Source organism: Cellulomonas sp. JZ18, assembly GCF_009720485.1.
Taxonomy (GTDB): Bacteria; Actinomycetota; Actinomycetes; order Actinomycetales; family Cellulomonadaceae; genus Cellulomonas.
Window position 1 is genome coordinate 2,065,028 of sequence record NZ_CP045245.1, and the last position, 23,405, is coordinate 2,088,432.

General features: G+C 75.7%; 18 protein-coding genes, 4 tRNA genes and 2 pseudogenes. 8 read left to right on the top strand and 16 right to left on the bottom strand.

The features are described 5' to 3' along the window. Window positions 1-10: 10 nt before the first annotated feature. The 6 genes and pseudogenes from GC089_RS09360 to GC089_RS09385 all read right to left on the bottom strand — a co-directional run bounded on the left by GC089_RS09360 (window position 11) and on the right by GC089_RS09385 (window position 6,629). The gene (locus GC089_RS09360) at window positions 11-979 is read right to left on the bottom strand and encodes a phosphatidylinositol mannoside acyltransferase (RefSeq protein ID WP_155377465.1); all 969 of its coding nucleotides are present in this window, start codon (window positions 977-979) and stop codon (window positions 11-13) included. Continuing rightward, window positions 976-1,587 (bottom strand): phosphatidylinositol phosphate synthase, encoded by a 612-nt coding sequence (gene pgsA / locus GC089_RS09365; protein WP_155377466.1) that lies wholly within the window; start codon window positions 1,585-1,587, stop codon window positions 976-978. The genes GC089_RS09360 and pgsA overlap by 4 nt, the downstream gene beginning before the upstream one ends. Window positions 1,588-1,594: 7 nt before the next feature. Continuing rightward, on the bottom strand, window positions 1,595-2,164 hold the full coding sequence (locus tag GC089_RS09370; RefSeq protein WP_155377467.1) for an HIT domain-containing protein: 570 nt from the start codon (window positions 2,162-2,164) through the stop codon (window positions 1,595-1,597). Between the two features lie 3 nt (window positions 2,165-2,167). After that, window positions 2,168-4,171 (bottom strand): threonine--tRNA ligase, encoded by a 2,004-nt coding sequence (gene thrS / locus GC089_RS09375; RefSeq protein ID WP_155379078.1) that lies wholly within the window; start codon window positions 4,169-4,171, stop codon window positions 2,168-2,170. 129 nt (window positions 4,172-4,300) lie between these two features. Next, window positions 4,301-6,351: pseudogene (locus GC089_RS09380) on the bottom strand (NAD(+) synthase). A gap of 206 nt (window positions 6,352-6,557) precedes the next feature. Further along, a tRNA-Val gene (locus GC089_RS09385) sits at window positions 6,558-6,629 on the bottom strand. A 335-nt stretch (window positions 6,630-6,964) separates the two neighbouring features. Between GC089_RS09385 and GC089_RS09390 the strand changes: the two genes are divergently transcribed. Then, window positions 6,965-7,393, top strand: a complete 429-nt coding sequence (locus GC089_RS09390; RefSeq protein WP_155377468.1) for an SsgA family sporulation/cell division regulator — start codon at window positions 6,965-6,967, stop codon at window positions 7,391-7,393. Between the two features lie 95 nt (window positions 7,394-7,488). Here GC089_RS09390 and GC089_RS09395 read toward each other — a convergent pair. Continuing rightward, a pseudogene (locus tag GC089_RS09395) lies at window positions 7,489-8,348 on the bottom strand (aminotransferase class IV). Window positions 8,349-8,353: 5 nt separating this feature from the next. Next, complete coding sequence (locus GC089_RS09400; RefSeq protein WP_155377469.1) at window positions 8,354-9,475, bottom strand: chorismate-binding protein; 1,122 nt, start codon at window positions 9,473-9,475, stop codon at window positions 8,354-8,356. A 232-nt stretch (window positions 9,476-9,707) separates the two neighbouring features. On the opposite strand from GC089_RS09400, the gene GC089_RS09405 reads away from it, so the two are divergent. The 3 genes from GC089_RS09405 (at window position 9,708) to GC089_RS09415 (ending at window position 9,990) form a co-directional block, all read left to right on the top strand. Beyond that, window positions 9,708-9,779: transfer RNA gene (locus tag GC089_RS09405), tRNA-Gly, on the top strand. A 49-nt stretch (window positions 9,780-9,828) separates the two neighbouring features. Continuing rightward, window positions 9,829-9,899 (top strand) — tRNA-Cys (locus tag GC089_RS09410). 16 nt (window positions 9,900-9,915) lie between these two features. Beyond that, window positions 9,916-9,990: transfer RNA gene (locus tag GC089_RS09415), tRNA-Val, on the top strand. Window positions 9,991-10,197: 207 nt separating this feature from the next. Here the strand turns inward: GC089_RS09415 and GC089_RS09420 are convergent. The 4 genes from GC089_RS09420 to GC089_RS09435 all read right to left on the bottom strand — a co-directional run bounded on the left by GC089_RS09420 (window position 10,198) and on the right by GC089_RS09435 (window position 13,412). Next, window positions 10,198-10,857 carry a DUF305 domain-containing protein gene (locus tag GC089_RS09420; protein WP_230684707.1) on the bottom strand — a complete coding sequence of 220 codons (660 nt, stop codon included), beginning with the start codon at window positions 10,855-10,857 and terminating at the stop codon, window positions 10,198-10,200. A 60-nt stretch (window positions 10,858-10,917) separates the two neighbouring features. Further along, window positions 10,918-11,559, bottom strand: a complete 642-nt coding sequence (locus GC089_RS09425; RefSeq protein ID WP_230684708.1) for a MarR family winged helix-turn-helix transcriptional regulator — start codon at window positions 11,557-11,559, stop codon at window positions 10,918-10,920. 91 nt (window positions 11,560-11,650) lie between these two features. Beyond that, a complete protein-coding gene (locus tag GC089_RS09430; protein ID WP_155377470.1) occupies window positions 11,651-12,157 on the bottom strand; it encodes a DUF421 domain-containing protein in 507 nt (168 codons plus the stop codon). 43 nt (window positions 12,158-12,200) lie between these two features. After that, window positions 12,201-13,412 carry a cation:proton antiporter gene (locus GC089_RS09435; RefSeq protein ID WP_155377471.1) on the bottom strand — a complete coding sequence of 404 codons (1,212 nt, stop codon included), beginning with the start codon at window positions 13,410-13,412 and terminating at the stop codon, window positions 12,201-12,203. A 394-nt stretch (window positions 13,413-13,806) separates the two neighbouring features. Here GC089_RS09435 and GC089_RS20050 point away from each other — a divergent pair, with 394 nt between their 5' ends. Next, entirely contained in the window at window positions 13,807-14,433 is a 627-nt protein-coding gene (locus GC089_RS20050; protein ID WP_196250672.1) for an STAS domain-containing protein, read from the top strand. Beyond that, window positions 14,426-14,896 carry an ATP-binding protein gene (locus GC089_RS09445; RefSeq protein ID WP_155377472.1) on the top strand — a complete coding sequence of 157 codons (471 nt, stop codon included), beginning with the start codon at window positions 14,426-14,428 and terminating at the stop codon, window positions 14,894-14,896. Before GC089_RS20050 ends, GC089_RS09445 begins: the two co-directional genes overlap by 8 nt. Before the next feature lie 493 nt (window positions 14,897-15,389). Here the strand turns inward: GC089_RS09445 and GC089_RS09450 are convergent, their stop codons facing one another. The 4 genes from GC089_RS09450 to GC089_RS09465 all read right to left on the bottom strand — a co-directional run bounded on the left by GC089_RS09450 (window position 15,390) and on the right by GC089_RS09465 (window position 19,475). After that, entirely contained in the window at window positions 15,390-16,763 is a 1,374-nt protein-coding gene (locus GC089_RS09450) for a hypothetical protein (protein ID WP_155377473.1), read from the bottom strand. Window positions 16,764-16,828: 65 nt separating this feature from the next. Beyond that, a complete protein-coding gene (locus GC089_RS09455; protein ID WP_155377474.1) occupies window positions 16,829-17,596 on the bottom strand; it encodes an ABC transporter ATP-binding protein in 768 nt (255 codons plus the stop codon). A gap of 1 nt (window position 17,597) precedes the next feature. Continuing rightward, the gene (locus GC089_RS09460) at window positions 17,598-18,575 is read right to left on the bottom strand and encodes an ABC transporter substrate-binding protein (RefSeq protein WP_155377475.1); all 978 of its coding nucleotides are present in this window, start codon (window positions 18,573-18,575) and stop codon (window positions 17,598-17,600) included. Window positions 18,576-18,611: 36 nt separating this feature from the next. Then, window positions 18,612-19,475, bottom strand: a complete 864-nt coding sequence (locus GC089_RS09465) for an iron ABC transporter permease (protein ID WP_230684709.1) — start codon at window positions 19,473-19,475, stop codon at window positions 18,612-18,614. Between the two features lie 287 nt (window positions 19,476-19,762). Here GC089_RS09465 and GC089_RS09470 point away from each other — a divergent pair, with 287 nt between their 5' ends. Next, a complete protein-coding gene (locus tag GC089_RS09470) occupies window positions 19,763-21,484 on the top strand; it encodes an ATP-binding cassette domain-containing protein (protein WP_155377477.1) in 1,722 nt (573 codons plus the stop codon). Then, window positions 21,481-23,277 (top strand): amino acid ABC transporter ATP-binding/permease protein, encoded by a 1,797-nt coding sequence (locus GC089_RS09475; RefSeq protein ID WP_155377478.1) that lies wholly within the window; start codon window positions 21,481-21,483, stop codon window positions 23,275-23,277. Before GC089_RS09470 ends, GC089_RS09475 begins: the two co-directional genes overlap by 4 nt. The last annotated feature ends 128 nt before the right edge of the window (window positions 23,278-23,405 follow it).

The window sequence follows — 23,405 nt, forward strand, 5'->3', positions numbered from 1 at the left end:
GTGGGCGCCGTCATGCGCCACCCCCGGCGTCCGCGCCGGCGCGCACCGCGGCGTCCCGGGCGGGGTCCAGGTCCTCGACGAAGACGCGCTGGAGCATGTGCCAGTCCTGCGGACGGGCGTGGATGGCCTCGGCGACGCGGTCGACCCACGCCTGCGTGACCGCGCGCACCTGGTCGGCCCGCGGGACGTCCGTCGGCACGGGGACCACGGCCCCGAACGTGATGACGATCCCCCACGGGCTGCCGGCCGCGCGCCGGCGGGCCCCGTGCAGGCGCTCGTAGGTGATCGAGGTGGGCACGAGCGGCGCCCCGCTGCTCACGCTCAGCGCGGCCGGACCCGCGGCCACGCGTGCGCGCCGGCCGAACAGGTCCACCTCGACCCCGCGGGCCGTCAGGTCCCGGTCCGCGAGCAGGGGCAGCAGGCCCGGACCGGTGCGCACGACACGGGTCAGCCGGCGGAAGACGTCGCCGCCCCCGGTGAGCGGCACGATCGTCAGGCCGATGCTCTCGCGGAACGCGACGAACTCCTGGAACAGGGCCTCGGGCTCGAGCCGCTCGGCGACCGTGGTGACGGGTGCGAGGTGCACGGTCGCCCACGCACCCGCGAGGTCCCAGTTGCCCATGTGCGCGAGCGCGAGCAGGACCTGCCGTCCCTCGTCCAGGTGCGGCTGGACGTGCTCACGGCCCGTGACCCGCACGCGCGCCGCCACCTGTGCCGGGGTCAGCGCGGGCAGCGTGAAGGCCTCGCCGAAGTAGCGCAGGTACGAGCGCATGCCGGCGCGGGACAGCCGGCGCAGCGCGCGGGCGTCCAGCTCGGGCCGCACGCGGGCGAGGTTCGCCTCGAGGCGGCGCACGCCGCCGCCCCGGCGCGCCCACGTCACGTCCGCCGCGACCGCCGTCAGCGCCCGGACGACGGGAGCGGGCACGCGTCGCCCGTACCGCCACGCCAGCTGGTAGGCCCGTGCGACGTCGACCCTCACCGTGCCGCCTCCCGGACCTGACGGCGGACCGTCGCGACCCGCTGCACGACCGTCACGGCCGACGCGGCCGCCAGGAGCGCGAGGACGACCGTCATGACCGCGGTCGGCGCGCCGAGCCCGACCACGACCGCCGCGAGGAGCACCGCGAACAGCCGGTCGGCGCGTTCGGCGATGCCGCCGCTCGCGGTCATGCCCAGGCCCTCCGCCCGCGCACGGGCGTACGGGACCACCGACCCCAGCACCAGGCACACCAGCGCGAGGAGCGCCGTGACGCGGTCGTCCCCGCCACCGGCGTACCAGACGACCAGGCCGGAGAAGATCGCGGCGTCGCCGAAGCGGTCCAGCGTGGAGTCGAGGAACGCCCCCCACGGCCCGGAGCGCCCCGAGCGGCGCGCCATGACGCCGTCGAGGGAGTCGGTGAGCGAGAAGACGGTGATGACGAGCGCGCCCAGCAGCAGGTGCCCGGTCGGGAACGCCCACAGGGCGGTGACGACGACCCCCAGCGTGCCCGCCACCGTCACCGCGTCGGGCGAGACGCCCGCGCGCAGGAGCGCGTCGGCGAGCGGGGTCCACAGGCGCGTCATGGCGCCGCGCAGTCGGCTCAGCACGGGCGCGTCACTCCCCCGCGACGGGCCACGCGGCGGCGAGGCGCGCGCGGGTGTCCGCCAGGAGCTCGGGCAGCGCGCGCGTGCGCGCGACGATCGGCAGGAAGTTGGCGTCCCCGCCCCACCGGGGCACGACGTGCTGGTGCAGGTGCGCCTGGATGCCCGCCCCCGCGACCTCGCCCTGGTTCATGCCCAGGTTGAACCCGTGCGGCGCGGACACCTGGCGCAGCACCCGCATGGCCGTGCGCGTCAGCGCGGCGACCTCCGCGACCTCGTCGTCCGTCAGCTCCGTGTAGTCGGCGACGTGGCGGTACGGGCAGACGAGGACGTGACCGCCGTTGTACGGGTAGAGGTTGAGCACGACGTAGGCGACCTCGCCGCGCGTGACGACCAGCCCCTCCTCGTCGGTCAGGCCCGGCGCGCGGCAGAAGGGGCAGCCCTCCCCCGGCGCGTCGTCGGCGGGCTTGTCCGCGCCGCCGATGTACGCCATCCGGTGCGGCGTCCACAGCCGCCCGAACCCGTCGGGGACGCCCGGCAGGCCGCCGGCGTCCTCGACCCTCAGGTCGTCGGGCACCTGCACGGCTCAGACCTGCACACGGTCGCGGACGGCGGCGACGATGCGGTCGACCGCCTCGTCCACCGGCACGCCGTTGTCCTGCCGGCCGTCGCGGTAGCGGAACGAGACGGCACCGGCCTCGGCGTCCTCGCCGCCCGCGATGAGCACGAACGGGATCTTCTGCGTGCTGGCGTTGCGGATCTTCTTGCCGAAGCGGTCGTCCGACCGGTCGACCTCGGCACGGATCCCCTCGGCGCGCAGCCGCGCGACGACCTCGTCGAGGTACGGCTCGAACGGCTCCGCGACGGGCACGGCGAGCACCTGGACGGGCGCGAGCCAGGCCGGGAAGGCGCCCGCGTAGTGCTCGGTGAGCACGGCGAAGAACCGCTCGATCGAGCCGAACAGCGCGCGGTGGATCATGACGGGGCGCTGGCGCGAGCCGTCCGGCGCCGTGTACTCGAGCTCGAACCGCTCGGGCAGGTTGAAGTCGAGCTGGATGGTCGACATCTGCCAGGTGCGGCCGATCGCGTCCTTCGCCTGCACGGAGATCTTCGGCCCGTAGAACGCCGCGCCGCCCGGGTCCGGGACGAGGTCGAGGCCCGAGGCCTCGGCGACCGAGCGCAGCGTCTCGGTGGCCTCCTCCCACACCTCGTCCGAGCCCACCGACTTCTCGGGGTTGCGGGTCGACAGCTCGAGGTAGAAGTCGTCGAGGCCGTAGTCCTTGAGCAGGTCCAGGACGAACGTGAGCAGGCTCGTCAGCTCGTCGCGCATCTGCTCGCGGGTGCAGTAGATGTGCGCGTCGTCCTGGGTGAAGCCGCGGCCGCGCGTCATCCCGTGCACGACGCCGGACTTCTCGTACCGGTACACCGTGCCGAACTCGAACAGGCGCAGCGGCAGCTCGCGGTAGGAGCGCCCGCGCGACCGGAAGATCAGGTTGTGCATCGGGCAGTTCATGGGCTTGAGGTAGTAGTTCTGCCCCGCCCGCTTGACGTGCCCGTCCGCGTCGCGCTCCTCGTCGAGCTGCATGGGCGGGTACATGCCGTCGGCGTACCAGTCCAGGTGGCCGGAGATCTGGAAGAGCTGCTCCTTGGTGATGTGCGGGGTGTTCACGAAGGAGTAGCCCGCCTCGACGTGCCGCCGACGCGAGTACTGCTCCATCTCCATGCGGACGATGCCGCCCTTGGGGTGGAACACCGAGAGGCCGGACCCGATCTCCTCGGGGAACGAGAACAGGTCGAGCTCGTTGCCGAGGCGGCGGTGGTCGCGGCGCTCGGCCTCCGCGAGGCGCTCGAGGTACGCCTTGAGCTCGTCCTTGGTCGGCCACGCGGTGCCGTAGACGCGCTGCAGCTGCGGGTTCTTCTCCGACCCGCGCCAGTACGCCGCCGCGGAGCGGGTCAGCTGGAAGCCGTTCCCGATCAGCCGGGTGCTGGGCAGGTGCGGTCCGCGGCACAGGTCCTGCCAGACGACCGTCTCGGACTCGCGGCCGGCGCCCCGGACGTTCTGGTAGATGGACAGGCCGCCGAGACCGACCTCGACCGACGCGCCCTCGGCGGCGTCCGACGCCTCACCCTTCAGCCCGATGAGCTCGAGCTTGTACGGCTCGTCGGCGAGCACCTCGCGTGCCTGCGCCTCCGTGACGTCCCACCGCCGGAAGGTCTGCCCCTCCTTGACGATGCGGTTCATCACCTTCTCGAGGGCCTTGAGGTCCTCGGGCGTGAACGGGGTCTCGACGTCGAAGTCGTAGTAGAAGCCGTCGGTGATCGGCGGGCCGATCCCGAGGCGCGCCTTCGGGTTGACCTCCTGCACGGCCTGCGCGAGGACGTGCGCGGCCGAGTGCCGCAGCACCGCGAGGCCGTCGGGCGAGTCGATCGTCACGGCCTCGACGTTCGCACCCGCCGGCAGGGGCAGCGCGAGGTCCTTCAGCTCGCCGTCCACGCGCACGACGACGACGTCCCGGCGGTCGCCGAACAGGTCCGTGCCCGTCGTGCCCGCCTCCACCTGTCGTGCGACGCCGTCGACGGTGAGGTCCATGAGTTCGGGCACGGGTCCAGGCTCCTTGTCGTGCGCCCGCGCCGCGGGGCGCGGCAGGTCGGCGGGGCGCCGAGCGGGCGGGTCGATGCTACCGACCCGACCCGGGCGGCCCGTACGGGAAACCGTGCGTCAGGGCAGCCGCTCGGGCACGCGCGCCTCGATCTCCGCGAGCCACGCGGCCGCGCTCGCGTCCGACGGCATGCGCCACTCGCTGCGCGGCGACAGCGTGCCGCCGGCGCTGACCTTGGGCCCGTTGGGCAGCGCCGAGCGCTTGAACTGGTGCGCGAAGAACCGGCGGACGAACACCTGCAGCCAGTGCCGGATCTCGGGCAGGTCGTACTGCGCCCGCCGCTCCTGCGGGTAGCCGGGCGGCCAGGAGCCCGCGGACGTGTCGTGCCAGGCGTGCCACGCGAGGAAGGCGATGCGCGACGGGCGCATGCCGTACCGCAGCACCTGGAACAGCGTGAAGTCCTGCAGCGCGTACGGGCCGACGACGTCCTCCGTGCTCTGCATCCGCTCCCCCTCACGCGCGGGCACGAGCTCCGGGGAGATCTCCTGCTCCAGCACGCGCAGCAGCACCGCGTTGGTCGCGTCGTCGAAGTGGCCCTCGCCGACGACCCAGCGGATGAGGTGCTGGATGAACGTCTTCGGCACTCCGGCGTTGACGCCGTAGTGGGACATCTGGTCGCCCACGCCGTACGTGCACCAGCCGAGGGCGAGCTCGGACAGGTCGCCGGTCCCCAGGACGATCCCCCGCGCTGGTTGGCCGCACGGAAGAGGTAGTCCGTGCGCAGCCCCGCCTGCACGTTCTCGAACGTGACGTCGTAGACGTCGGCGCCCTCGCCCGCGGGGTGGCCCAGGTCGGTGAGCATCTGCAGCGCGGCGGGCCGGATGTCGATCGTCTCGTAGGTCGTGCCCAGCGCCTCCATGAGCGCGAGCGCGCTGCCCTTGGTCGTCTCGCTGGTCGCGAAGCCGGGCATCGTGAAGGCGAGGATGTCGCTGCGCGGGCGTCCCAGCCGGTCCATCGCGTTGGCCGCGACGATGAGCGCGTGCGTCGAGTCGAGGCCGCCGGAGACGCCGATGACGATCTTCGGGTCGCCGATCGAGCGCAGGCGCTGCTCGAGCGCCGACACCTGGATGTTGTAGGCCTCGTAGCAGTCGAGGGCGAGGCGCTCGGGGTCGTCGGGCACGAACGGGAAGCGGTCGACCGCCCGCCGCAGCCCGATGTCCCCCGCCGGGGGGTCGAGCTCGAACCGCACCGTGCGCCGGTCCCCGCCCGCGGCCGCGAGCCCGAGGGCGCGTCGGTTGTCGTCGAACGTCCCCATGCGCAGGCGCTCCTGGCGCAGGCGCGCGAGGTCGACGTCCGCGACCGTCAGCAGGGCGCCGTCGGGGAAGCGCTCGCCCTCGGCGAGCAGCTCGCCCATCTCGTAGACGAGCGTCTGGCCGTCCCAGGAGAGGTCCGTGCTGGACTCCCCCTGACCGGCCGCGGCGTACACGTAGGCCGCGAGGCAGCGCGCGGAGGCCGACCGCACGAGCAGCCGCCGCTCCTCGGCGCGGCCGACCGTCACCGGGCTGCTGGACAGGTTGGCGAGCACGGTGGCCCCCGCCAGGGCCGCGGTCGCGCTCGGCGGGACCGGCACCCACATGTCCTCGCACACCTCGACGTGCAGGACGAGGTCGGGCACGTCGGTGGCCGCGAACAGCAGGTCCGTGCCGATCGGCACCTCCTGACCCGCCACGACCGCGGTGCCCCGCACGTCGTCCCCCGGGGCGAACCAGCGCCGCTCGTAGAACTCCCGGTAGGTGGGCAGGTGCGCCTTGGGGGCGACGCCGAGGACGCGGCCGCGGTGGACCACCACCGCGGTGTTGAGCACACGCGTGCCGTGCACGAGCGGCGCCCCGACGACGAGGACGGGACGCAGCTGCGCGGACGCGGCGACGACCTGGCGCAGCGCGGCGTCGACGGCGTCGAGCAGCGTGTCCTGCAGGAAGAGGTCGTCGATCGAGTAGCCCGACAGGCACAGCTCCGGGAACACCGCCACCGCCACCCCGTCGGCGTCGCACCGGCGCGCGGCGTCGAGGACTGCGGCGGCGTTGGCGGCGGGGTCGGCGACGCGCACCGGGACCGTGCACGCCGCCACGCGGGCGAAGCCGTGGGCGTAGGCGGAGAGGAAGTCCACGTCCGGGAGTCTTCCACGCGGGCGCGGACGTGCAGGTCGAGGGCGTGCAGGTGGAGGGCGTGCAGGTGGCGGGCGTGCGCCGCCGAGGGTGGGCGCCGCCGAGGGTGGGCGCCGCGCGACGTCAGCCCGGGGCAACGAACCCGAGACGACGACGGCCGGGACGACGACGGCCCCCGACCGTCGTGGTCGGGGGCCGTCGAGGCGGGTGGGCGATACTGGGTTCGAACCAGTGACCTCCTCGGTGTGAACGAGGCGCTCTACCACTGAGCCAATCGCCCGTGCCGCACTCCGTGGAGCGCTGCGGTGCACGATGCTAGCCGACGTCCCGGGCAGTTGGCGAAACGCGCCCCGCCCAGGCGCCGGAGCGGGCCGCGGCGCGCGTCGCCGGGCACGGTGGACGCGCCGCACACCCCGGCCCGACCGGGGTCGTCGTCACTCTGGTCACGCACGTCCCACGCCCACTACCCTGCGCGAGGGACGGAGGGGGCACCGTGGCCACCGGCGCGCGTCCGGCCGGGTGAACTGTGCGCACGGACCGGTCCAATCGGGCACGTGCACTGCCATGATGTGAACTCCGAGCCCAGGTGTGGGCGCCGAGCACCAGGAGGACCCGATGACGGATTCGTCGTACGACGTCGTCGAGGTCGTCGCCATGCAGCTCATCGGGTCCGACGCGAGCGTCATCCCCGTCTCCGCCGAGCTGTCCTTCCGGACCAGCGACCCGTACACCGTGCGGGCCGTCTTCACCGGCGCGCACACGATGTCCACGTGGCTGCTGGGGCGCGAGCTGCTCGCGCTCGGGGTGCACGCCACCGCCGACGCGCCCGCCGGCGCGGGGGACGTCCAGGTGTGGCGGGACGACGACCCGGACTACACGCTCGTCTCGCTCAGCGGTGTCGAGGGCAGCGCGCTGCTCGCGGCGTCGACCGAGCCGCTCCTGCGGTTCCTGTCCGCGACCGAGGCCCTCGTGCCCGCGGGGTCCGAGTCCGACCGGATGGAGGGCGAGATCAGCGCCCTCATCGCGGCGCTGCTGACGGCCTGACGCTCCGACCACCACCGGCCGGTCCCGCCCCCACGGGCAGGGCCGGCCGTCGTGCTGTGGCCCCGCCCTCAGGGCCGGGCCCCGGCGTGGGTCGGTCAGGGGTCGAGGTCGTCCGCCGCGCGCGCCTGGAACAGCCGCTGCGCCTCGAGCGAGAGGGGGCCCGGCGTGACGTCCACGTCGTCGAGGCGCACGACCGGGCACACGTTGCGGATCGAGCCGCTGAGCGCCAGGTGCGCGCGGCCGGCCGCGACGTCGTCGAGCACGGTCCACGGCAGCTCGTCCGGGGCCGCCTCGCGCACCGGCAGCCCGGCCTGCGCCGCCCACTCCAGGAGCAGGGCGCGCGTGATGCCCGCGAGGCAGCCGGTCTCCAGCGACGGCGTCAGCAGCTCCCCGCCGGTCTCGACGAAGACGTTGGAGCCCGTCCCCTCGCTGAGGCGTCCGCGCGTGTCCGCGAGCAGCGCCTCGTCGGCGCCCGCCGCCTGCGCGCGCGCCAGCGCCACCACGTTCTCCGCGTAGGACGTCGTCTTGAGCCCCGCGACCGCGGAGCGCTCGTTGCGCACCCAGGGCACCCGCACGACACGGGAGGTCTCCGACCGGCGCGCGGGGCCGGCCACGACGACGACCGTCGGCCGCTGCTGGTCGGCGGGGAGCCGGAACGAGCCCATGGGCCCCGGCCCGCCCGTGACGGTGATCCTCAACCGGCCCGCGTCCGGTGCGGCCGCCAGGACCTCGTCGACGGCGGCCCGCACGGCGTCCTGGGGACGGACGGGAGGCCGAGGCCCGCCGCGGACCGGTCGAGCCGCGCCAGGTGCCGCGTGAGCGCGAACGCCCGGCCCGCGTACACCGCGCACGTCTCGAAGACCCCGTCGCCGACGGTCAGCCCGTGGTCGACGGCGGTCAGCACCCGGTCGTCCGGGTCGTGCAGGCGGCCGTCCGCCCAGATCACGTGCTCCACGCCCGTCATCCTGCCACCGGCGGCCCGTCGACGGCCGCGGGACCGTCGGAGGAGGCGAGGGCCACGAGGCGAGAGGCCTTGAGCTCGGTCTCGGCCCACTCGGCGGCCGGGTCGCTGTGCCACGTGATGCCCGCGCCGGTGCCGAAACGCAGGACGTCGTCGGCCCACCAGAACGTGCGGATGCCGACCGCGAGCTCGGCGCGCACGTCGCCGTCCCGTCCCACCCGCACCCAGCCGACGAGGCCGCAGTACGGGCCGCGCGGCACCGGCTCGAGCGCGTCGATCAGCCGCAGCGCCGAGCTCTTGGGCGCGCCGGAGACCGAGCCCGGCGGGTACGTCGCGTCGAGCACGCGCGCGACGAGGTCGGGGGCGGAGCGCACGCCGTCCGCGAGGTCGCCGGTCACGGTCGACACGAGGTGGACCAGGCCGGGGTGCTCCTCGACGTCGAGCAGCCGGGCGACGCGCACGGTCCCCGGGCGGCACACGCGCTGCAGGTCGTTGCGCACGAGGTCGGTGATCATGACGTTCTCGGCGCGGTCCTTGGGGCTGAGCCCGCCGGCGGTCGCCGCCGTGCCCTTGATCGGGGCCGAGGTGAGCGTGCCGTCCTGGATGCGCAGGAACAGCTCGGGCGAGGCGGTGACGACCCAGCAGCCCGGGTCGTCGTCCGACGCCGGCACGTGCACACCGCCCGCGTAGGGGGCCGGGTTGCCCGCTGCGAGGCGCGCGGCGAGGGCACCGGCGTCGGGTGCGGCGGCGCCCGCGGGCAGCGGCGCCGACAGGACCCGGCAGAGGTTCGCCTGGTACACGTCCCCCTCGCGCACGTGGTCGCGGACGCGCTGGACGGCGGCCACGTAGGCGTCGCGCCCGAGGGACGTCGTCCACGCGTCGCGGGCGGGCCCGTGCCACTCCCCCGGACCACCCGCGGCCACGTCGGCGTCCGGGGCAGGGCGCACGTCCGCGAACCGCCACGCCTCGACGCGCCCCTCGAAGGTGCCGACGAGTGCCCACCACCCCGGCGTCGCGAGCGCCGTCGGGTCCGCACGGACGTCCACGTGCGCCACGACGCCGCTCGCGCGCACGCCGGCGAACCAGGCGCGGCCGGGGCGTGAGGAGGAGGGGGCGGGCACGGCCGACAACCTACCGAGACCGCGGTCGCCCGGGACCGTGCGCCCGCCCCCACGACGCCCCGGCCTGCACCGACGCGTCGGCGACCGTTCCACGGGGGTTCGTCCGGAGGTCGAGCGCCCGTCGGGCAGGACGTGGTCCAGGGCACACCGGAGCCGGTTGGACTCCTGCGTCGAACCTGGTCTAGAGTCTTCGACGCACCCCGGAACGCCGGAAACGGCGGGACGGAGATGTGCGGACGTGGCTCAGTGGTAGAGCATCACCTTGCCAAGGTGAGGGTCGCGGGTTCGAATCCCGTCGTCCGCTCGGAGGATCATCCGCCGGCTCCCGAGCCGATGTGGACTCCGGTTCCACCGGTGGAGTGGCCGAGAGGCGAGGCAGCGGCCTGCAAAGCCGTATACACGGGTTCGAATCCCGTCTCCACCTCGTAGCACTCCCCCATGGGCGATTGGCGCAGCGGTAGCGCGCTTCCCTGACACGGAAGAGGTCACTGGTTCGAACCCAGTATCGCCCACCAGCATCACCGCAGGTCAGAAGCCGTCACGGAGAGATCCGGGGCGGCTTCTCCGCTTTCCGGGGACCGGTGTGCAGCGACGGGTGCGGCAACCCGGCAGCGAGGGTCGAGCGGCGCGCCCGTCGGGGACCTGAGGACGAAGGCCGTGGGCGACCAGGGCTGTGGGCTCGTGCCCGATCGCCCGTCCGTCCCGACGCGCTCGCCTCCGCGTCACCGCGTCGGGCAGCTCCGCTCCGCCGGCTCGTCGTACTCCGGGGCCGCGCGGTCGGCCGCCTCCTGCGGCGTGGCGGCGACACCGTTCTCGCGGATGTCCCTGATCAGCCAGTCCATCTCGAGGATCTCCCGCCGCTGCGCCTCGCTGATCTCCACGGCCAGCTCGCACACCCGCACGTCCTCGATCTGCGCCCGCTCGGAGCGCGTGATCGCCAGGGAGTGGTGCGGGATCATCGCGCTCATCCAGTCGGTGTCGTCCACGGTCGCCTGCGTGCGGTCCAGGGCGACGCCGCCGCCGAGCAGGAGCAGGCTCCCGACGACGACGGCGACGTTGGCCCGTGCGCTGCGGTACATGTTCAGCATCCAGGCGAGCATCACCAGGCCCATGGCGCCGCCCATGGTGAGCGCCATGAACAGCCGGCTCTCGCTCCACCGGACATGGCCCCACTCGTAGGTCCCGGCGTACATGACCGCGTACATCACGACCATGCCGGTGAGGATCATCGCCGTGAACCGCAGGTACGTCCCCCGTCCCTGCATGCCGGCGTGCCCGCCCCCACCGTGGTGCCCGGTGCCGCTGCCGTGGCCGTCCGGTTCGCCGGACGGGTCGTGGCCCGACCCGCGCCGGCTCGACGCCTCGTGGTCGTTGGTCGACACAGGACCGCTCCTCCCGGATCGTCGGCGTGCCCGTGGCGGACCACCACGGCCCTCACGACGCTAGGCAGCCCCCCACGTCCTCGCACGTCCGACGGCGTCGGCGGTCCCGTCCCTCGAGGACGACTCGCTGCGGAGATTCACGGGTCGGGTACGGGAGCGCGCTCCAGGTGGCGCGCTCTCAGGTTCGAGCCACGTCGGGCCCCCAGCCCAAGGTCCAGCTCTGCTCCGGCACCTCGCCTGCTGCGGCGCTGAACTGCCGCAGTGCCGCGAGCAGCTCGTCGCGGTGCTCGGGGTCATCGAGCCGAGGATGCGGCCGATCTCCTCCCGTCGCGCGTCGGACACCCTCTGGACGAGCGCCAGCCCGACAGGGGTGATCGAGACGACCACCGAGCGACGGTCGTCGCTGGACCGGGCGCGCTCGAGCAGCCCTCGCCGTTCGAGGCGGTCGCACTGACGCGTCGCGGTCGACGTGTTCACGGCGAGCAGGACGGCGAGGTCGCTGACGCGCTGCGGCCCGCGGGACGCCAGGACGACGAGGGAGCGGTACTGCGGGAGCGTGATCTCCGTGTCGCCGGCGGCCAGGGAGCGTGCGGCGACGGCGACCAGGACGCGGCTCGCGTTGAGGAATGCCTCGACGAGCGGCTCGTCCCACTCCTCGACGTCGCCCTCCCGCGTGCGGGCCGAGACGGTGGTGCGGTTCATCGGTCTCCTGGTGCCCTCCGACGTGCCACCGACGTCCCCGGACTGTGCGATCGCCACCCTAGTCGCGACGCCTGGGCCGGGCGGTGGCCGCTCACGACGCCGCGCCGTCGAGGGCCCAGCCGTCGCCGACCTGGTCACGGGTGACGACGCTCAGACTTCCGTCGCTCTCGAGCACCACGGCCGCGACCTGGTCGAGGCCGCCGACCCCGCTGCTGCGCAGCGCCTGCCGTACCTCGCTGCGCGTGAGGCGCTGGGACCGCAGGGCCGCGTCGTCGACGACGCCGTCACGGACGAGGAACGTCGGCCGGGCCGTGACGAGGGAGCGACCGCGGCCGGCGCGTGCCGTCGTCCAGGACACGACCATCTGCAGCCCGGTGAGCAGGGCGAGGGCGACCGCACCCTCGGCCCAGGCCACGTCGCTGCTCAGGAGGATCGTGGCGAGCGTGGAGCCGAGGGCCACGGTGACCACCAGGTCGAACGCGTTGAGCTTGGAGAGCGTGCGCTTGCCGGACACACGCAGCACCAGGACCAGGGCCACGTACGCCGCCGCGCCGACGGCGACCACCCGCCAGACGTCGTTCCACGAGTCGAACCACATGGTCAGGACCACCTCTCGTCGAGCATCGGGGGTCGCCCCGGCCTCACGCAGCCGAGGGACGTCGTGCGGCGCGGACCGCGACACCGGGAGACGCGCTGACGCCGAAGGCGACGACGCTCACGACCACGGGGAGGACGCCCCAGGCGAAGAGCCGAGGATCGTGCACCCCGGCACGGGCGCTGTGGGCGAGGTAGAAGACGGCGCTGACCCCCATCGGCCCGAACCAGCCGGCGAACCCGGCGTCGAGGGCCGGAAGGCGGAGCGCACGACGCGCCGACAGCACCACCGGCAGGCGCCGCAGCACCAGCACGGCGAGGGCGAACGTCACGACGGGCCAGCCCGCGCGCGTCCAGTCCTCCCACGGCAGCACGGCGCCGAGCAGGGCGAAGAACGGCAGCACCGCGTAGCGGTTGACCGCCTCGTCGAGTCCCTCCTGCTGGGCCCGGACGGCGTCGTCCGCCCTGGCGTTGTACGCCAGACCCGCGACGAAGGCCGCGAGGACCCCGTCGGTGTGCGCCAGTCGTGCGACGCCCAGGACGCTGACGGCCAGCAGCAGGGTCAGCACGAGCCTCGGCCCCTCCGAGACGAGCTCGCGACGGTTCGCCCACGTGACGGCCGCTGCTGCCGCCGCGCCGCCTGCGACCCCGACGAGGATGCTGCCCAGGACCTCCCACAGGAGGCGGGCGCCGGCGGTCGCGGGTTCCTCACCGGCGACCACGGCGACGAGCGCCATGCCGACGAGCGGGAGCGCCAGCCCGTCGTTCGCACCGCTCTCCGCGGTGAGCAGCGCGCGCAGTCGCCGTGGCAGCCCGCGCTCAGCCGGCTCACCGGTCACCACCGAGGCAGCGAGCACCGGGTCGGTCGGACTCAGGCAGGCGCCGACCACGAGCGCGAGCCCGACCGGCAGTCCGAGGGCGACCGCCGCCCCGGCCGACACCAGCGCGGCCAGGGGCATCACGACCGCGAGCAGCACCACCAGGGGCCGGACGAGCGGACGCAGCGCCCCGACCGGGAAGCGCAGCGCGGCGGCCATGACGGAGGCGGCCAGCAGGAGCCGTGCGCTCTCGAGCAGGAGGAGGTCACGGGTAGGCGGTGCCGTCGTGACGGCTCCGAGGACCTGGGGGCCGAGGACCACGCCGACGAGCAGGGCCGCGAGCGGCTCGCTGACGGGCAGCCGGCGCAGGGGCCGGCTGACGACGGCGAGCGCGAGCGCGGTGCCGCCGACCGCGGCGTAGCCGAGGTACAGCCACCGCATCAGGCTCCTTCCACCGGTCCCCCGTGCGGCCCGTCCTCTTCGGGGAGCGTGCCGCAGGCGCCGTCCCGCTGCGTCCGGCTCCGTGCGGCGCCGCTACGGCGCGCAGCGGGCGACCGTCTCCGCGCGCCCCCTCCGGCCCGGACCTCTCTCGAGCACCTCCGGCCCCGCCGACCTCGCTGAGGTCACGATCTGGTCAAGAGTCACTCAGGGCGGGCTCGATCGCGGCGGACGCGTGCTTGCATGATGCAAATCATGCGTCAGGCAACGACTGCGCGCGCGCCACGGCCGGCCGCATCAGGCGAAAGTGGCGAAGGGCGGCAGCACCCGCCCGCTCACCCGCGGGCGAGGAGCGGCCGCTCCCGGCAGGACCCGCAGACGAGACACGGAGGCTCCCGTGGTCGCACTCCCCTCGACCGGCGCCATCAGGACCACCCAGACACCGGACCGGACGATCGTCCGCCTCTCCGGGGAGATCGACGCAGCCCTCCGGGACAGAGCCAGCGCTGCCCTGTCGCTCGTCCTGCTGCGCCACGTGCCCGTCGAGCTCGACACCTCGCAGGTGACCTTCATCGACTCGGCCGGACTCTCCTTCCTCGTCCAGTGCTGCGCCGTGGCTCGCGCCGAGGGGCTGGACGTCTCCATGCCCCAGCCGGCACGGCCGGTCGCGGACCTCATCTCGCTCATCGGTGTCGCGCCGCTGTTCACCCCCGAGGAGATCCGTCGTGACGGTGACCGCCCGTCGGCCGCGACGCCGCGGGCGGGGCGGCCCGTCCGAGCCGACTGCCGACCGGCCTCCCGCTGCGCACCTCGTCGAGATCCGGGAACCAGCGGTGCCCGCGAACGGTGCAGGTCCGGGCGGAGCGCCCGGCCGCCGTCTCCTGGCTTGCACGTCCTTCAGCGGGGTGAAGGCGGTGCCGGTCGATCTCGCACGACCGGCTCGTGGCACGGACGGGCCGCCGGGGCCGGGAGTCGTCTCGTGACGGGCTGCGCGGGCGTCCTCGCGAGGTCTGTGCATGCATGACCCGAGGAGTGGGCTGAACCGCGCCCTTCCCCAGCACGAGGCACCCCGGACGTTCGTCACCGTCGCCCGGTGGCGGATCGACCAGCTGAGCGACCTCGCCCGGCTGCGGCGCGATCTGCGGGTTGCCGTCGCCGCCGGGACGGGCATGCCGGCGCCCACTGTGCCCCGGATCGTCGCCGACCTGACCCTGGTCGCGTCGGAGCTCGCGACCAACGCGCTGCGTCACGGCGCACCGCCTGTGATCGTCGAGCTCGGGGCACGCGACGGTGCCTTCCTCGTCGGCGTGACCGACCAGGACGCCGCCCAGGAGCCCGTCGTCGCCGGACGACGCGCACCGGGCGCCGGAGGGTTCGGCCTCGTGATCACGCAGAGCGTCGCCGCCAGCGCCGGATGGCACGTGAACGGCACCGGCAAGCGGGTGTGGGCAGTCCTCGGTGGCGATGGCGACAGCGAGAAGGCGTAGTCGTGGCCGCGCGTGGACCCTGCGTCGCCGAGGCTCGGCTCCCTCCGTCCGCGAGCGGCTCGCCGCCGCCCGGGACCGACAGCCGTACGCACCCGGGCACTGCATGACCACGCGCGCGACCTGCATGAGCGCGCCCGTGCACCAGTGGTGCACCGGCGCCCGTGCGTCCAGGCCTGTCCGCGGTGGTCCGACCTCCTGGGCCGCCGCTCTCCCCCAGGAGGACCCGACAGCCCGGGACGCAGCCGGACGTCGTCCGGACGCCGGCACGGACGCCGGCACGGACGCCGGCACGGACGAGCCCACCGGTTCGAACCCCGTGTCGTCCACCAGCACCACCGCAGGTCAGACGTCGTCGGAGAGATCGGGGGCGGCTTCTTCGACGTCCGGGACCGGGGTGCGGCAACGCGCACCCCACCGCGGCTGAGTCAGGACGTCCACGGGCGGGAGCGGCACCGTGCCGGCGGTGGGCGCGCCGGCACGGTGCCGCGCCGGCTCAGCGACCCAGCCGGTCCACCGGCTCCACACCCGGCCGCGCCGTGACGAGGTAGCCGCCGCCGTCGAGCGGCGTGGGGACCTCGATGGTGCCGGTCACGGTCCCGGCGTCGGTGTCGACCACGTCGATGACCCCGTCCCCGCCGCGGGAGACGTACCCGACCTCGCCGTCGCCGGTGAGCGCGGCGATGGGGCGCCCCGGGGACGCCCACACGGCGTCCACGTCGTCGTCGGGGGCCGGGGCCCCGGTCGGCACCGGCAGCGCGACGTGGTGCAGCGTGGTCATGAACGTGGGCGACGCCGGGTCGGCGTCGACGACGTGGGCGACGTAGCCGTCCGGGTGCATGCGCGCGAACAGGACCCGGTCGTCGGCCACGGCGAACCGGAACGCGAGGCCGTTGCCGAGCGGCGCGCGCCGGGCGACGTCCGCGCCGGCCGGGAGCACGTAGACGTCGTTGCGCCACTGCGCCCAGCTCGGGCTCGACTGGTCCCGGACGTAGCTCCACACGTGCGGCTGCTCACGTCCCACGGTGCGCAGGTAGTAGCCGCGGCCCCAGTCGCCGCCGTCGGCGGCCCAGGGCACCGTGGCCCCCGCCGTCAGGGTGTCCCCCGTGACGCGGAAGCGCTCGAGACCGGCGTCGGTGGCGAGCAGCAGCTGACCGTCCACGACCGCCTCACCGTGCCCGTACGCGCCCGCGGGCGCCGTCGCCGCAGGCTCCGACTCCCCCGCCAGGACACGGTCGAGCGGCAGCAGCTCCACCCGCCCGTCCTCGGCCCCGTCACGGTGGAGCAGGCCGTCCTCGACGAACGCGATGCCCGGTTCCTCGCTGGTGACCTCGAGCGCGCTGCGGACCTCGAACGACGCCAGGTCCACCACCGTGATGCCGGCGTCGCCGTCCTCCGACGGGGCCGACGTGCTCACCGCCGCGAGGCCGGCCTGGGGGTCGACGGCGATGTGGACGGCGGCACCGGGCAGGTCCACGCGGCCGACGACCTCCGGCGCGCGCCCGGTCACGTCGAGGGCCACGAGCTCGGGCGGCTCGGTGCTCGCGGCGAGCAGGCGGCCGTCCTCGAGCTGCACGAAGCCGGGGTGGTCGGCGACCGCGACGTCCTCGATCGTGCCGAGCAGCTCGTGCTCCGGCACCGAGTACGCGTGCACGGCGGCCGCCGCGGGGTCCGCGACGACGAGTCGCTCGGCGTCCGACGAGGGGCTGGACGCCGAGGCGGGGCCGGACGGCGTCGCACCGGTGGCGGACGCGTCGCCGGCCGTGCCGCTGCAGGCGGCGAGGACGAGGAGGGCGGCAGCGGCGACTCCCGCCGTGGCGAGGCGGGCGGGCCGTCCCGGCCGTCGGTGGTACGCGGGCAGACCGTTCATGGTGCTTCTCCTTGGGGCGGTGGGGTGGGGGGCGGAAGGTGGGGCCCGGACGGGCGCGGGGTGGCCTAGCGGCCCACGAGCACGTGCGTGCGGCGGCCGTCGTGCAGGGTCCGGGCGTCGACGCGGTACACGTCGGCGACGAGGTCGGCCGTGAGCACGTCGGCGGGCGGACCGTCCGCCACGACCCTCCCGGACGCGAGGACCACGACCCGGGTGCAGTACGCCGCCGCGAGGTCGAGGTCGTGCAGGGCGAGCACCGCCGTGCCGCCCGCGTCGGCGACGTGGGCGAGCAGGGCGTGCTGGTGGCGCAGGTCGAGGTGGTTGGTCGGCTCGTCGAGCAGCAGCACGTCGCCGCCCTGTGCGAAGGCCCGGGCGAGCAGGACCCGGCGGCGCTCGCCGCCGGACATCTCGTCGAGCCCCCGGTCCGCGAGCGCGGTCAGCTGCCAGGTGTGCAGGAGTGCCGCGACGGCGGCCCGGTCGTCGGCGTCGTACGGGCGCCAGTCCGGGTGGCGGACGGCGCGGCCGAGCAGGAGCACCTCGCGGGCGGTGAACGGGAGGTCCCCCTCCTCGTCCTGGCCGACGTAGGCGATCCGCCGGGCTCGCTGCGGGTCGGGGACGCGGCGCAGGTCGGTGCCGGCGAGCAGCGCACGACCGGAGCTCGGCCGGCGCAGCCCGCCGAGCACCCGCAGGAGGGTCGTCTTGCCCGAGCCGTTGGGGCCGACGAGTGCGACGACCTCGCCGGGGTGCACGCGCACGTCCACCCCGGCGAGGGCCGTCACGCGGCCGTGCCGCACGCCGACGTCCTCGGCGTGCAGGACAGCGGGGCCGGCCACGTCAGCGCGTCGCGTCGACGAGCCGCTCCAGGCCGTCGACCGCGGCCGGGGACGGCGCCGACGCGTCGCCGGGCAGCAGCACCACGCGCCCCTCCTGCACCGCGGTCAGCCGGTCGACGCCCGGCTGGGCCAGGAGCGCGGCGCGCGCGTCCTCCTCGCTCTCGCCGTACAGGCCGTAGGACAGCACGACCCAGTCGGGCTGCTCCGCGAGCAGGCTCTCGACCGCCACCGTCAGGTAGGCGTCCTGCTGGTCGCCGAGCACGTTCTCCAGGCCGGCGGCCTCGAGGACGGCGTGCGGCATGCCGGTCCCGCCGTAGCCCGACAGCGGGTCGGAGGACGAGAAGAAGTACAGCCACGCCGCCGTGTCCCCGGTCGCGTCGCGCCGGACCTTCGCCACGCGCGCGTCGAGGGCGTCGGCGGCCGCCTCCGCGACGGCCTCGGTGCCGAAGACGGTGCCGAGGCGCCGCACGTCGTCACCGACCGTCGCGAGCGTGACCTGCGCGGGGGCGTCGGTCGAGGCGTCGTGCCCGCACTCCCCCTGCACGGTGAGCAGCTCGGTGCCCGCGGCGCGCACCTGGTCGGGGTCCGCGGCGAACAGCCCGTAGCCGAGGACGACGTCCGGCGCGGCCGTGAGGACGGCCTCGGTGGTGGGGTCCGACGGGTCGACGACGAGGTCGTCCGCCGGCGGGTCCTGCAGGTCCGCGGGCAGCGGGGCGCCGAACTCGCCCGAGCGCGCCGTGATGCGGTCGGCGGCACCGGCGGCGTCGAGCAGCGCGACGGCCGCCGTGCCGACGGTCATGACGCTCTGCGGGCGGGCGTCGAGCGTGACCTCGGCGCCGCAGTCCTCGACGGTGAGCGCGCCGCCGGGCGCCGCGTCGGCGTCGCCCGCCGCGGGGGTGGAGCACGCGGCGAGGGCGAGCAGCAGGACGGCGCCGCCGGTGGCGGGCAGGCGCGTGCGGGCGGTGCGGGGGTGCGTCACGGGGTCCTCCGGAGGGTGGTGGTGCGGGCGGGGTGGTCAGCCGTCGACGGCCGGACGGCGCAGCCGCCGGCGGACGAGGGCCATGAGCAGCGGTGTGCCGAGCAGCGCGGTGAGGATGCCGAGCGGGATCTCCCGCGGCGCGAGGACGGTGCGCGCGAGCGTGTCGGCCCACACGAGCACCAGGGCGCCGAGCAGCGCGCTCGCGGGGATGACGAGCCGGTGCGTCGCGCCGACGAGGCGGCGCGCCAGGTGCGGCACGACGAGGCCGACGAACCCGATGGACCCGCTGACCGCGACGGCCGCGGCCACGCCGAGCGCGCTGACGGCCGCGACGTGGCGGCGCAGGCGGGCGGGGTCGGTGCCGAGGCTGCGGGCGACGTCGTCGCCGAGGCCGATCGCGTCGAGCCGGCGGGCGCGCAGGACGAGCACGCCGAGCGTGACGGCACCGACGGCCGTGAGCACGGGCAGGTCGCCCCAGTCCGCCTGGCCGAGGGAGCCGAGGGTCCAGAACGTGACGGCCCGCACGGCGTCGCGGCTGTCGGCGAGGACGACGACGAGGTTCGTCGCGGCCGCAAGGAAGTAGCTCACCGTGAGCCCCGCGAGCACGAGGCGGTGGGACGAGAGCCCACGGCCGGCGCCGACGAGCACGAGGACGAGCGCGAGCGCGAGCAGTGCGCCGGCGAACGCCCCGGCGGCGAGCGTGACGGCGCCGACGAGCGACCCGAGCCCCGTCGTCAGGACGAGCGCGGCCCCGAGCGAGGCGCCCGAGGAGATGCCGAGCAGGTAGGGGTCGGCGAGCTGGTTGCGCACGACCGCCTGCAGGGCGGCCCCCGCGGCGGCGAGGACGGCGCCGACCAGGGCGCCCACGAGCACGCGGGGCACGCGCAGCAGCCAGACCACGGTGTCCTGCGTGCTGCCGCCCGCGGGGCGGCGCCCGTCAGCCGCGCGTGCACGACCGCGGCGACGTCCGCGGGCGGCACGACGAGCGGGCCGATGCCGACGGTCACGACGAGCGAGACGAGCAGGAGCAGCCCGAGGACGGGCAGCCACAGCGCGGGCCGCCGGGCACGGGGGCCCGCCGCGGCCGGGGCCGGAGGGGCTGGCGGTGCGGACGGGGCGTTGACGTGCCCGGTGTGCGCGCTTAGTGTCACATCGCGAATGATAACCACTCGCAACAGGGGGCCGACGTGGTGCACGTGCGACTGTCCCGGCTGCTGGGCCGGCGCCGGTGGGTGCTGCTCGCGATCGCCGCCGCGGGCGTCGCCGTCTCCGGCACGTGGGTCGTCCAGGCGCTGCTGCTGTCCCGCGTCTTCGGCACGCTCACCGGCGGGACGGGTCCGCTCGCCGACCGGGTGCACGGCCTCACGCCGCTGCTCGGTGCACTCGCGGCGGTCCTCGTCGCCCGGCCGCTGCTCGTCCTCGCGCGCCAGCTCGTCGCGCAGGCGCTCATGACGCGCACCAAGCAGGACCTGCGCGAGCGCGTGACCCGGGCGTTCGTCCGCCGCGCCGCGACCGACCCGGCCGCCGGCCGCACCGGCCGCGACCACGCCGTCGTCGTCGACGGCGTCGAGAACCTCGACGCCTACCTCTCCGGGTACCTGCCGCAGCTCCTCGTCACCGGCGTCGTCGTCGCGGCCGTCGGGACCGCCGCCGTGCTCGTCGACCCGGTCGTCGGCGTCGTCGCGGTCGCCGCCACCGCCCTGCTGCCGCTGCTCCCCCGCGCCTGGGACCGCGTGCTCGCGGCGCGCGGCGCCGACCACTGGGACGCCTACCAGCAGCTGCACGCCGAGTTCGTCGACTCGATGCAGGGCATGACGACCCTCGTCACGGTCAACGCCGAGCGCCGCCGTGCCGCCGAGCTCGCCCGCGCGTCCGAGCACCTGCTCTCCCGCACGCTGCACCAGCTGCGCGTCTCGCTCGTCGAGTCGGGGCTGTCGAGCCTCGCGCTCGTCGCCGTGCCGGCGGTCGTGCTCGCGGTCGTCGCCGCACGCCGCGGCGACCTGGCCGCGGTCGAGGTGTTCACGCTGGTGCTGCTGTCGGTCGAGCTCGTGCGGCCGCTGCGCGACCTCGCCGCCGCGTGGCACGCGGGGTACCTCGGCACGTACTCGGGCGAGCAGGTCGCCCAGGTGCTCGCGTCGGCACCCGCAGACGCGGCCGTCGCCACCCCGGAGCCGGCGCCCGTGCCCTGTGCCGCGCCCGTCGCGCTGCGCGGCGTCCGGGTCCGGCACGCCGGTGCCGCGCACGACGCCCTCGCGGACGTCGACCTCGAGCTGCACGCCGGGCTCACCGCGGTCGTCGGCGCCACCGGCAGCGGCAAGTCCACGCTCGCCGGCGTGCTCGCCGGTCTGCTCACCCCCGCCGACGGGCAGGTGCTGCTGCACGGGACCCCCGCCGACGCCGACCGGCTGCTCGCGCACGTGGCGCTCGTGCCGCAGGACCCCGTGCTGTTCGCGGGCACCGTCGCGGACGACGTCGCGCTCGGCGTCCCCGCGGGACCCGCCGCGGGCGCACCGGACGTCGCCACCGCAGCGGCCGTCGCCGGCATCGGCACCCAGGACCCGACGCTGCGGATGTCCACACCCGTCGGCGAGCGCGGCGCGCTCGTGTCCGGCGGGCAGCGTCAGCGCGTCGCCGTCGCCCGTGCGCTCGTGCAGGGCCGCGACGTGCTCGTGCTCGACGAGGCGACGTCCGCGCTCGACGCCGCGTCGGAGGCTCGGCTCGTCGCCGGCGTGGTGGCCCTCGACCCCGGTCGGCCGGTCGTGGCCGTGACGCACCGGCTCGACGTCGCGCGCACCGCGCGGCAGGTCGTCGTGGTCGACGCCGGCCGCGTCGTGGAGCAGGGGCCGCCGGACGCGCTGCTCGCGCGCGGCGGGGCGTTCGCGGCGCTCGCCGGGGCGGTGGTCCCGTGAGCGCGGCGGCCGCGCCCGGCGCCGCGGCGTCCCGGTGGCGGGACGTGACGGCGCCCGTGCTCGCGCTCGGCACGTACCTGCGCACGCAGCGGCGCCTGTTCGCCGAGGTCGTGGTCGTCGTGTGGGCGGCCCTCGTGACCGGCGTCGCGGTGGCCGTGCTGTCGGTGCGCGCCGCGACGACGGTCGCGGTCGGCGACCCAGCCGGGCTGGCGATGCTCGCGCTCGGCGTCGCCGTGGTGGCCGTCGGGGTGCTCGCGTGGACCGAGCAGTGGCTCGCGCACGTGCTGGCCTACCGCGTCATCGACAGCGTCCGCCAGCACGTGCACGCCGCCATCGCCCGGCTCGCGCCGCTCGGGCTGGGGCGGCGCCGGTCCGGCGAGACGGTCGCCGCGGCGATGACCGACGCCGAGCAGCTCGAGTGGTTCTACGCCCACACGGCCGCCCAGGTCGTGGCCGGGGGCGGCGCGGCGCTGACCGTGTCCGCAGGGGCGGTCGCGTGGCTCGGGCCCGTGGGGCTCGTCGTGCCCGCGGCGCAGCTGCTCGTGCTCGCCGTCCCCGTGCTCGCGCTGCCGGTCGCGAGCCGGCAGGGCACCGCGTTGCGCGCCGAGGTGGCCGCGCTCGCGTCGACGGTCATGGAGGCGCGCTCCGCGGCGCGCGAGACCGTGCTGCTGGGCCGCGTCCCCGCGGTCGTCGCGGCCGTGCGCGCCGGCACCGCCCGGGTGCAGCGCGTGCGCCGGGGGCTCGCCGTGCGCACCGGCGTCGAGCAGGCGGCCCTCGAGGGCGTCGGGGCCGCCGCCGTGCTCGGCACGCTCGCGCTGGCCGTCGACGGGGCCGTCCCCGCGGCGTCCGTGCCGGCCGCTGTCGCACTCGCCGGCGCGGGGCTCGCACCGGCCCTCGCCGTGGTCGCCGGGCTGCAGCGGCTCGGGGAGACGTCGGCGGCCGCCGCCCGGGTCGCCGCGCTGCTCCGCTCCCCGGGCGCCCGGCCCGCCGACGGCCCGCACGCGGACCTGGCGGGCTCGTCCGACGAGCGCGGCGCCCTGCAGGTGCGAGGGCTGCGCGTGACGTACCCCGGAACCGACCACGCGGTGCTCGACGGCGTCGACCTCGACGTGCGGCCCGGGGAGCACGTGGCCGTGGTGGGGGCCAGCGGCGCCGGCAAGTCGACGCTCGCGCTGGTCCTCGCCCGGCTCGTCGGGCACGAGGCCGGCGAGGTGCACGTCGACGGCGTGCGCGTGGCCGACGAGCCCGGCGCCCGCACGCGCGAGCGGGTGGTGCTCGTGGGGCAGCACGCGCACGTGTTCCGGGCGAGCGTGCGCGCCAACCTGCTGGCGCCGGACGCCGACGACGCCGCGCTGTGGCGCGCGCTCGAGGGCGCGCACCTCGCCGACCGGGTCCGGGCGCTGCCCGAGGGCCTCGACACCGTCCTCGCCGAGCGGGGCGCCGCCTGGTCCGGCGGCGAGCGGCAGCGCCTCGGGCTCGCGCGCGGCCTGCTGCGCGACCCGTCCGTGCTCGTCCTCGACGAGCCGACCGCCGGTCTCGACACGCGTACCGAGGCGGCGTTCCTCGCGACGCTGCGCGCGGCGCGCCGCGGCCGCACGACCGTCGTCGTCACGCACCGTCCCGCCGTGGTGCGCGCGTGCGACCGCGTCGTCCTGCTCGACGGCGGCCGCGTCGTCGCGGACGGCACCCACGACTCCCTGGTCCCCGGCTGCGCGCGCTACCGCGAGGTGCTCGCGACCCCGGCCGGTCCCGGTCCCGACGAGCACAGGGAGGAGGTGACGAACCATGGCTGAGATCACGATCACGACGGTCGAGGAGCAGCGCGCGGCGGAGACCGTCCTCGCGCCGAACTCGAACCACCACGGCCACGTGGCCACCGCGTTCTCCTGGGCGTGAGCCCGGGCGCGGGTCCGGCCCCAGC

Excerpts from the sequence above, each read along its gene's own strand:
- thrS (WP_155379078.1), bottom strand. The coding sequence starts at position 4,171 with ATGGACCTCACCGTCGACGGCGTCGCACGACAGGTGGAGGCGGGCACG.
- GC089_RS09390 (WP_155377468.1), top strand. The coding sequence starts at position 6,965 with ATGACGGATTCGTCGTACGACGTCGTCGAGGTCGTCGCCATGCAGCTC.
- GC089_RS09425 (WP_230684708.1), bottom strand. The coding sequence starts at position 11,559 with ATGAACCGCACCACCGTCTCGGCCCGCACGCGGGAGGGCGACGTCGAG.
- GC089_RS09430 (WP_155377470.1), bottom strand. The coding sequence starts at position 12,157 with ATGTGGTTCGACTCGTGGAACGACGTCTGGCGGGTGGTCGCCGTCGGC.
- GC089_RS09435 (WP_155377471.1), bottom strand. The coding sequence starts at position 13,412 with ATGCGGTGGCTGTACCTCGGCTACGCCGCGGTCGGCGGCACCGCGCTC.
- GC089_RS09445 (WP_155377472.1), top strand. The coding sequence starts at position 14,426 with ATGCATGACCCGAGGAGTGGGCTGAACCGCGCCCTTCCCCAGCACGAG.
- GC089_RS09450 (WP_155377473.1), bottom strand. The coding sequence starts at position 16,763 with ATGAACGGTCTGCCCGCGTACCACCGACGGCCGGGACGGCCCGCCCGC.